At 59.3% G+C, this 8,308-nt stretch carries 11 protein-coding genes and 1 pseudogene; 2 read left to right on the top strand and 10 right to left on the bottom strand.

Translation table 11 applies throughout. The features are described 5' to 3' along the window. Positions 1 to 92 precede the first annotated feature (92 nt). The 6 genes and pseudogenes from ACVWY0_RS12715 to ACVWY0_RS12690 form a co-directional block, all read right to left on the bottom strand. Complete coding sequence (locus ACVWY0_RS12715; RefSeq protein WP_485837013.1) at positions 93 to 899, bottom strand: hypothetical protein; 807 nt, start codon at positions 897 to 899, stop codon at positions 93 to 95. Positions 900 to 1,043: 144 nt separating this feature from the next. Further along, positions 1,044 to 2,723 (bottom strand): DUF262 domain-containing protein, encoded by a 1,680-nt coding sequence (locus tag ACVWY0_RS12710; protein ID WP_485837012.1) that lies wholly within the window; start codon positions 2,721 to 2,723, stop codon positions 1,044 to 1,046. Positions 2,724 to 3,140: 417 nt separating this feature from the next. Further along, a complete protein-coding gene (locus ACVWY0_RS12705) occupies positions 3,141 to 3,542 on the bottom strand; it encodes a ubiquitination-like system serine protease family protein (protein WP_485837011.1) in 402 nt (133 codons plus the stop codon). Continuing rightward, positions 3,502 to 3,735 (bottom strand): sigma factor, encoded by a 234-nt coding sequence (locus tag ACVWY0_RS12700; RefSeq protein ID WP_485837017.1) that lies wholly within the window; start codon positions 3,733 to 3,735, stop codon positions 3,502 to 3,504. The genes ACVWY0_RS12705 and ACVWY0_RS12700 overlap by 41 nt, the downstream gene beginning before the upstream one ends. Before the next feature lie 549 nt (positions 3,736 to 4,284). Next, a complete protein-coding gene (locus tag ACVWY0_RS12695) occupies positions 4,285 to 4,500 on the bottom strand; it encodes a hypothetical protein (protein WP_354245532.1) in 216 nt (71 codons plus the stop codon). 127 nt (positions 4,501 to 4,627) lie between these two features. Next, positions 4,628 to 4,823: pseudogene (locus ACVWY0_RS12690) on the bottom strand (IS1380 family transposase); the annotation flags it as partial. A 207-nt stretch (positions 4,824 to 5,030) separates the two neighbouring features. On the opposite strand from ACVWY0_RS12690, the gene ACVWY0_RS12685 reads away from it, so the two are divergent. Together ACVWY0_RS12685 and ACVWY0_RS12680 are read left to right on the top strand one after the other, a co-directional pair. After that, complete coding sequence (locus ACVWY0_RS12685; protein WP_485837010.1) at positions 5,031 to 5,240, top strand: hypothetical protein; 210 nt, start codon at positions 5,031 to 5,033, stop codon at positions 5,238 to 5,240. 242 nt (positions 5,241 to 5,482) lie between these two features. Then, entirely contained in the window at positions 5,483 to 5,707 is a 225-nt protein-coding gene (locus ACVWY0_RS12680) for a hypothetical protein (RefSeq protein WP_485837009.1), read from the top strand. Between the two features lie 39 nt (positions 5,708 to 5,746). On the opposite strand, the gene ACVWY0_RS12675 is transcribed toward ACVWY0_RS12680, so the two are convergent. The 4 genes from ACVWY0_RS12675 to ACVWY0_RS12660 form a co-directional block, all read right to left on the bottom strand. Continuing rightward, complete coding sequence (locus tag ACVWY0_RS12675; RefSeq protein ID WP_485837008.1) at positions 5,747 to 6,052, bottom strand: recombinase family protein; 306 nt, start codon at positions 6,050 to 6,052, stop codon at positions 5,747 to 5,749. Positions 6,053 to 6,162: 110 nt separating this feature from the next. Continuing rightward, the gene (locus ACVWY0_RS12670; RefSeq protein WP_485837016.1) at positions 6,163 to 6,468 is read right to left on the bottom strand and encodes a hypothetical protein; all 306 of its coding nucleotides are present in this window, start codon (positions 6,466 to 6,468) and stop codon (positions 6,163 to 6,165) included. Next, a complete protein-coding gene (locus ACVWY0_RS12665; protein ID WP_485837007.1) occupies positions 6,465 to 6,626 on the bottom strand; it encodes a hypothetical protein in 162 nt (53 codons plus the stop codon). The genes ACVWY0_RS12670 and ACVWY0_RS12665 overlap by 4 nt, the downstream gene beginning before the upstream one ends. Positions 6,627 to 7,681: 1,055 nt before the next feature. Beyond that, positions 7,682 to 8,278: a recombinase family protein gene (locus tag ACVWY0_RS12660; RefSeq protein WP_485837006.1), complete on the bottom strand. Its 597-nt coding sequence runs from the start codon at positions 8,276 to 8,278 to the stop codon at positions 7,682 to 7,684. Positions 8,279 to 8,308 lie beyond the last annotated feature (30 nt).

The following is an 8,308-nucleotide window of genomic DNA, read 5'->3' as shown; positions in this document are numbered from 1 at the left end:
CAGCGGCGCCAAGCCAGGCGACTGCTGGCGCTCTCTGGCACGATCCCCGGCGCTCAACCGCACGAATGGGTGGCGCTCAGGGCTTCAAATACTCACTTATGGTGGGCGGTGGATCGGTCGCTAAGCAGGGCTTGACCGGTTTCGAGCAGGACGTATGCCGCGCTGACGAACATTAGCAGGTGTTTATAGTTGCCGGTCATGACGTATGTGGAGTCGGCATCGGGTACCAGCGGGGTCTTGTCGTTCAGCAGCAGCCCCGCCCATCGTTTGCCGTGGGCCATGCCGCTGGCCAGCTGCCACTTCGCCAATGGGTTGATCCGTTCCAGTCCGGGCGTCTTCCCCACTTCGGCAAGTACGTCAGTCATTTTGCCGCCATCTTTCAATTGCTTGAAAGAGATGCCCGGGTACTTTGCGATGATTCCCTGGATAGCCTCGATCCTGCGGGCGTAGGTTTCCTCGCCGTCCAGATTCATGGATTTGAAGGCCATGTGAGATTTCCAAGCATCGTCCAGTTCCATGACGGCAGCCCGGAAGACTCGGGTGGTCCGGGACGGTGGAGTGAGAATCCAAATGGCGGTAGAGGCGCATTCTATGGCATTGCGGATGAGCGTGTACGGGGCGAAGGAGTGCAGCGTGAGCTGGATGTTCTCTGCAGTTTCCGTCTGCACGAGCATGCTCCGGACGGCCAAAAGGTTATCGGACCCGGCCGAGAGCAGGTACTTCACGTAGTAGGAAGTGGGCAGCGGCTGCGTCGCGGCGTCGTCACCGTATATGGCCGAACCAGGTTGCACCGCTAGGGGCGTGTTGATTTTGTCGCTAAGGCCCTTGTGCTTGTCCAGGAAATGCAGCACATCTAAGGCCCACTCACGGTCCTCGTCGGACGAATTGTTCAGCAGCATCGCACTCTTCCAATTGACCGGTCCCCTGACGAGTGGATGGCCCGCCGGCGCCCAGGGAATCGCAGTCCCACTGGAAGAACCTGCTCTTCACTGCTAGGTATAGAGCAGGATAATCCACAGTTACGATCATCAACCCGGAGCGAGCTAAACCTTCCACGTCGCTGGCGCGAGCTGGGCCATCTTCAGCTGACGCGCGTCGATTTCGGCTTTGGTCCATTGCTGTTCGTCATCAACCATTTTCGTGAAGTGGTATGGAGATTTTTCGAACGCTGGTTTCTTCACCTCGAACTTGTCGCTTCCCTTCGATGAGTTGTCGGCTGCCAGAAGAAGAGCTTGATTTCCGAGTCGGGTAGTGAACTCGCGGGCTTCCTCCTCAGTACCAAATTGCGGCCAGTTGCCCATGGGCTTCTTCGGGAGAATGTGCTCCAGATTGACAACGGTGTAGTCATCAACTGGCGTGTGCCATGGATCGGCGCTTCCCGTCTCGGCCGCCTCAAGGGACCGGAGGTAATAGCGGGAGAATTTGCCGTTGCTGACCTTCGCCGTAGCGAAAGCGTCCGAGAAGACTGCATCTGAGGGGACGGCGTCTTTCAGGGCGACACGAAGTTCCGCAGAGGTCTTAATTTCCCGGGAGTAGATCTTATTCGCCGCCGTACTGAGAGCCATCTCTATGGAGCCTGTTCGAGTAGAGCCTGCTATGAAGAGTCGGACCCCGACACTCACTAGCAACTTGAACGCGAGGTCACATTCCTTCTTGTTCATCTTCGCGGCCGCGGCGAACACGATAGGCCGCATCGGCTTAATGCCGAAGAGATTCAAGACTTCAATGGCCTTGCGGGTACTAGGGAGATACCCATTCCAGTCCTCATGCTCGGGATTTTGAATGGCGACGTACTTGACTGCCAGGGTCTCCAAGGTGTTGACGAACGATACGACTTGTTGAGATGCGCGCGCGGTGCTTTGTACCTTCTCATAGAGCTGTGCTTCGCGGACGAAGCCCTGCGTCACTGTGAGACTGTGACGAATGAAATCGATGAGCGTGTCCTCGCCTTCGAGGTTTTCGAGGGCTCCTCTAACAAGGGCCCATTTCAACTCAACCTCCGGGAGTCTGTCTTGAGCGCGGCCATATAGGTAGTTCTTGATGAGGTCGGCCTGAGAAACTCGGAGACCTCGGTCATTAAGTGTCTCGAACATTCGGTATGCGTTTGCGTCGTCGGAAACGATGAGTAGCACGATGGCTGCTCTGTCTTCCAAGAAGTCGACCCAATTGTTGAGGACGTTGCCGTGGTCGTTCTTATTGTGGCCTCCGACGATCTTCTGGACTTGCTCTTTAGCCAGTCCAGCTGCGCGCAAGATGAGCTTATGGGAGGGCTTGGTGGGCGCGGGAAGGGGCTTCGCGTTGGTAAGTACGGCTTTGAAGTAATCGTTGTCGACCAGGTTCAAGGTCAGCCGCGGAACAAGCTCTCGTTTTCTCCTGTCGGTCACAAAAAGTGTTTCATTGCGGATAGCACTGGCGACCATCTCGTCGTCGTCTGCAAGATATTCGACAATAGCGTGCAGAAGCAGGGCCGTCGTTGCCAGTCTCTGTTGACCATCGACAACTTCCAAGCGGCCATCTCGCGGAATAGTGACGACGGTTCCCAAAAAATATGACGATTCGTTGTCAGAGATGGCACGCGCAATGTCTTCGAAGAGGTTCAGTACGTGTTCGTCCTCCCATGCATACTCGCGCTGGTTCGCCGGCACAAGTAGGCGGTGCCTCTTAAGAATGCTTGCGATACCGACCTGTTCAAAGCCAATTTGTCCCTCTGTATTGTCTGCCATTAGCAATTATTCCTGTCGGCTGGTTCTCTGTCTCGCGGTTCCAAGTAGCCCGGTAAACCAGGTTCTTGTTGGTGATACCTAAAGAATCGCATGGCCCTGCCTTCCCATCCGATGAGGACATGGAAGAAGGGCCATCGTCCCGGTCTTTGAGCCGACGAAACTTCAATCGAAAGACTAATGAGCACTGTCCCACTTCCTTAGAACCCGGACGCCCGTGGCGGGACAAGTTCCCCTGCGACTGCATTCGGCGGCCCGGCGCGTAACCTGACTGTTCCAGAAGTTGTTCCACAATTCCTGCCATGAGCGGCTGTCATGAGTGCGAATTACGGTATAGGCATTCCAGGCCCGGCGTGCGCAAGAACGGCCCCGGCATGGCCCGGGTCGTTCTCGCTTTTCTATTGCTGGGTCTACCGGCTACTACGACCAGGGCAGGATTCGGCGCAGACGCTCCCAGAAACCGGGCGGGCTCGTGGGTGTCCTGTCCAAGGCTTGTAGGTCAGCCTGGTCATACTTCTGGTTCAGTCTGATTTCTGATTCAGTGAACCGTCGGCTCCAGTCAACTCGTCCGTTTCGGATCCAGTAGTGAGATTTGCACGGCAGAGTCCAGTTTCCTATCGAATCTGCTAGGGAAACGTCGCGGCCGTTGTAGGTGAGGGTCCATTGCGCTGGCGACAGAGGAGTAATTACTTCGTTCGCGCAGCCGCAGCAGCACAGGTGTCCGCAGCTGTTGAACATCGTTGAACCATACAGAATCCCTGGGGACATGGGCTGGGGAAAGCTATCCACGAATTCCGGACTGACGTGGCTGATTCTGCTCATCGGGCGAACCCGATGAAGCATCGTACCGGGCCGCCGAGGACCAGACCTGTACGTAGACTTCCTGAACGACTTCCTCAGCCAACTCCGGATTTCTGACAACGGCCAACGCCAACCCCAGCAGCCTCCGGGAAGTACAGGAATACAGATTCTCGAACGCCGCCTGATCTCCGCCCGCGACTTTTCCCAGCAGCACCACCAGCGAATCGCCCGATTTATTAGAAGCGGACCTTTCACTTGCGACCGCTGGCGACCTCACCTGCAATTCAGAACCACTAAACACTCAAAACCTTCAGGAAAATCCCTTGCAAACCGGGGAAGAGCACGTTTCCACTCCATTCTGGGCAGCAGAACCCATGCTGCACTTCCCCGAACGTATCCTGTGACTCAGTCATCCGCCACGAAAAGCTGATGAATTCTGAAAAAGCCCGAAAAGACGTGACAACATTGTCAATCCCTCTCCTCATGCTGTAGGAGGGGGTATTGCACCGCCGCCGGTTTCGTGCTGTCGTTCATTCTTTCCCTCGCCTGAGGTTTCGTACGGGCTCGCGGCCCAGCATCGCTGTCGCACCCCCGGAGCAGGGACTACTGCGTCGGCGCCGCACTGATGGGACCGATCGTCATCCTGGAGGCATGCTCCTGCATCGGAGTCGGCTCTTTCTGCCGGAACCGGCGGCCACTGCCTTAGCCGGACGGTCATCCCAGCGGTCGACCGGGTCACGGCCCGGAGGCATCGGAGGTCTCCTCAGCGGGTATCTTCGATGTCTTCGGCCGCTTCGGCGGTTGCGTCCGGATCCTCTTCCGGCTCGAAGGTGTTCGGCTCCGTGCCCGCACCGAGCCCCACACCATCCGGTGAGCCGGGAATGGTGCCATCCCGGCCGAGGCCAGCAGGGCCTGTCAGCTTCCGGTCACTGGTGGAATCGTCGTCGCGGGGCTCTTTCCCTGCCTCATTCACGCTCATCGTCGTCTCCAGGATCCGCCTGCGGGTGGAACTTCACGGTAGCATTCCCCCGATGGAATAGTAAGCGTACTTCCGGTCCCCGTTCACCGCAGGATCGAGAGCAGCCCGGGTATCCGGTGGCGCGTGTCGAGCCCAGCGTCGAAGGCGCATAGGTGCCCTCGAACAGTTTCCCCATCCCACGGTGGCGCAGCAGTCCCCATGTCATCGATGGAATCGGCGCCGGCAACCATCCCGGCGACCAGGGTCGTGACCTTCAATCCCGCGTTGGCACCGAAATGGACCGGCAGTTTCAGATGCTCATTGACCAGTTCCCCGAGCCCGGCTTTCCCGTCGGCGTTGCCCGACGGTCCGGACCTGTTGCGGGGTCGGCAACGCTCCATGCGCATGCTGGCGCAGGCCAGCCCGCAGGCTTCCTTCGTGTTTGTCGTTCATAAGGGCATCGTCTCACCGGACGCGCTTTGCCGGAAGACAAGACCGGGGACGGGATCATCGGGCAGGTAGCGGACATTACCCGCCCCTTGTGTGTGTCAATGTCCAATGGTTTGTGCCCACGGGACCGCGCCAGGAACCTCCTGGATCGCCAGTCGGTAGCACTATATGATCTCTGGCTGACGTACTGGAGCTACGGGGGCAACGCCGAAATCCTCGAATTTGAAGCCTTGATCTACGGGATGCTGATCCCCACGGAAATGGACTTCATCCAGCTTGAGTGTGCCGTACGGGACACCCACCGCAGCTGACAGCCTCCCGGTATTGGCACCGACCCCGCGCGGCCCATCGCACCGGACCAGCTCGGACCGATTCGGCTTCCCCCATCAGACCAGCAGACCAGCAGGGCCGGAACCACCACCAGCCCCGGGCGATTGTGACGCAGCGAGGCCGCGGCATACACTCAGGAACGCTAACCAGCCCATCTCACGCGTTCTGATGGAGTTACCGTGACCAGCATCCACTGCAGTCCCCCCGACCCGGCTACCGCACGATGACATCGCCTCAGCTTCCACGCCTCATCAACGATCCGCGCGGCCCGGAAAAGGTCCTCCCCACCCTCACGGCCGAAGAGCTCAGCAAACTCATCGATGCCCTGTACCGGAACCTTGACACACCCTCACCGGTTCTGGGGGCGGAGACCTGGTACGAACTGGCGGTCGAGGAGGATCTCCGCAGGTCCGCCCCCACCGAAAACGCTACCCGCAGCCTGGCCTAGGCTCTCGCCGGTACGGCTGCATCTGCACCAGCACTGCACCTACGGGATTGCAGCTGCCGCGGTGTCCGTTGCCGGAACCCACCGACACAGGGTGGGCACGGACACCTCACACTGAAGAAGCATCGCCCTGAACCAGTGGTGGTATCGATAGCGTCGGTGAGACTGACAAAGCCAATGCCTCGGTCGTTCAGGCCGCCGGCGCAGTCTAGAGCGTCTGGCTTTGGTTCCGCTAATGGTGTCCTCATAGACGCGATCGCATCCGGCAGCCCGCAACGTATCCCGCTGGAGGTCAAGGTTCTGGTCCCGCGTGGAGACCCTGGCGTATCCGATGCGGTGGACAGACATCCGGGCGGTCCCATCTTCCGAAACTCGATTCAAGAGTCTCGATCGACGGCATCCCAATCGAGAACTATTTGTGAGAATACTGTGAATCGCAGCGATAAACGGCGTCGATGTCAGTTTCCGAAGTCCTCTGCACGGGATGTCCAAAGTCGTCTGCACCAGCTCACGGATGGTCCCAGGGCGTCCCGTTTTGGGGAAGACTTCTCCTCCGCCGTGCCCTTGTGGAGTAGCAGCCATTTCGTTGCTTCAGTGCTGGAATTGAAGAAGCGTGTGGGGCAGGGAAGGTTCTGCACGCCTAGCGACCAGTTGGCGAGTATCCGATCAACTGGGCTGATGCCCAGCAGCGCGATGCGCGAGGCAGCGCATCGGATGGTGAAAACGGAGCGGGCCTGTCGCCTCAGGGATTCCGTAGTCGTCATGTCGACCAACATCGGATATTCTGACCGTTCGCAATGGCGTTTACGGCCGCCATTGCCGCTTGGGCGTCGGCGGCCTCGATTCTGACGCGGGGTTTCCAGAGAAGGTGAATAATCCCATCATCCAGCAGCGCCACCGTGCCTTTGCCGCCGTCGACCATGGTCGGTTCCACTGATTCCGCCCGCAAGCGTCTATAACTGCCGTTCTCAATCTACTTGCCGGTGCCAGGTTCGGCAGCTGCCCTGGTAGGTGTTGAAGCGAGGTTCTACCAGTGGGGTACTTTCGATTTCTTGGAAACGATGGATTTCGAGAAGGCATCGAAATCCAGAAGCGCCCGTGAACCAGGCGCCGAATAGCTATCGCCTAGACGCTGGACTGCTGACGGGGGCCCAATCACCCTGTGCGAGTCCGCACGAAGACGCTTCCAGAAAAGCAGGACCCGTACTAGGGATTTGTTCTCAGACCCGGCCAGGAAACGGGACTGCCATGGAGTAGGTATGGTTGCGTTCGGGAATCAAGATCTGTGCGTGGGGTCCTCGGTTGGAGGTCCGGGCTCCGGAACGAGTCCTGGGCCGGGGGGCACGGGGGACGTTGGGTCAGGAAAACCTGGATTAGGGTCAGGAACTGGGCCGGGGGCCGGGGGCGAGGTCGGATCAGGGGATCCTGGAGCAGGAACAGTGTCTGGCGGGAACGGCGCGGGCTCGCGTTGCGGCGGAATGGTCATGATGTTTCCCCTCAGCTTATGGCTGCTCCGGATGGTGACTTCAGACTACTTCTGTGTTCATGGGAAGAACAGACCAGGCTGTTCTTCCCAATTGCCCTGAACCGTGCCTTTCCTATCTCGAAGACGGGGGCCCGGAACCAAGGAAGTCAGACGGCCTCGAAAGGTGGCGGAGCCAGGTGGCTGGCTCCTGAGAATCGAGTACCCACTACTCGTGCGTATGGACGCAGCCGTACTGTGTACTGTCCTCAGACCATGGCGACTCAGGTTCCGTGTCCAGATGGGCACGGGTTGCAGCTGGGCCGGCGGCGAGTGAACGTTCTGAGACCGAGCGTTCACACCCCCAGCCGTCGCCGGCCCTTATCGTTCCGCGCTGAACGGGGCGCAGCCCAGGCACAATTCGGGCCGGTCTGCGCCCTCCAGATGATGCCCCGCGCGCCCTTCCGCATGGACTGGTGCAGAAGACTTCTGAAAGTGACAGTCGAATTGCAGCGCTATATGACCTGACCTTCTGCCGCCTTGAGGACGGCCAGATGGCGGTAGAGCGTCGCGCGGCTCCATCCGACGAGGGCGGCAGCATCGGTCGCGGTGCGTCCGCGTTTGCGCGCGTCGGCGACGATTTCGAGCTTTTCCGCGATGACCTCCGGGTTGCTTGGCGGACGGCCGAAGCGGGTGCCGGAGTTGCGGGCCGCAGCGATCCCGGCGTTTACGCGTTCGACGATCAGCTCGCGCTCATACTCCGCGAGGGTGGCGAGCATGTTCAGCATGAGGCGACCGGTTGACGTCGCCGGGTCAATACCGTCTGAGAGGGACCGCACGTGGATACCACGGTCGCGCAGGATCGTGACGGTGTTGAGCACATCGACCAAGGAGCGTCCCAGGCGGTCGACACGCCAGACCACCAGGGTGTCGCCAGTTTCGGCATACTCGAGTAACTTCCCCATCCCCGGGCGCTCGATCGCCTTCCTGCTGCCGGACGTGACGTCCGCGAACACATCGCGCTTTTGTACGCCGGCAGCAAGGAGCGCATCGAGCTGGAGTTGGGCGTCCTGGCTGGCGGTGCTGATTCTGGTGTACCCGAGATGCCTCATCACGCCATCCTGTCTTAGAAATACCCAAAA

It is taken from the genome of Arthrobacter sp. UYNi723 (assembly GCF_054057635.1).
The sequence above is the reverse complement of the archived record's forward strand: the minus strand, read 5'-3'. Positions and strand labels throughout refer to the sequence as shown.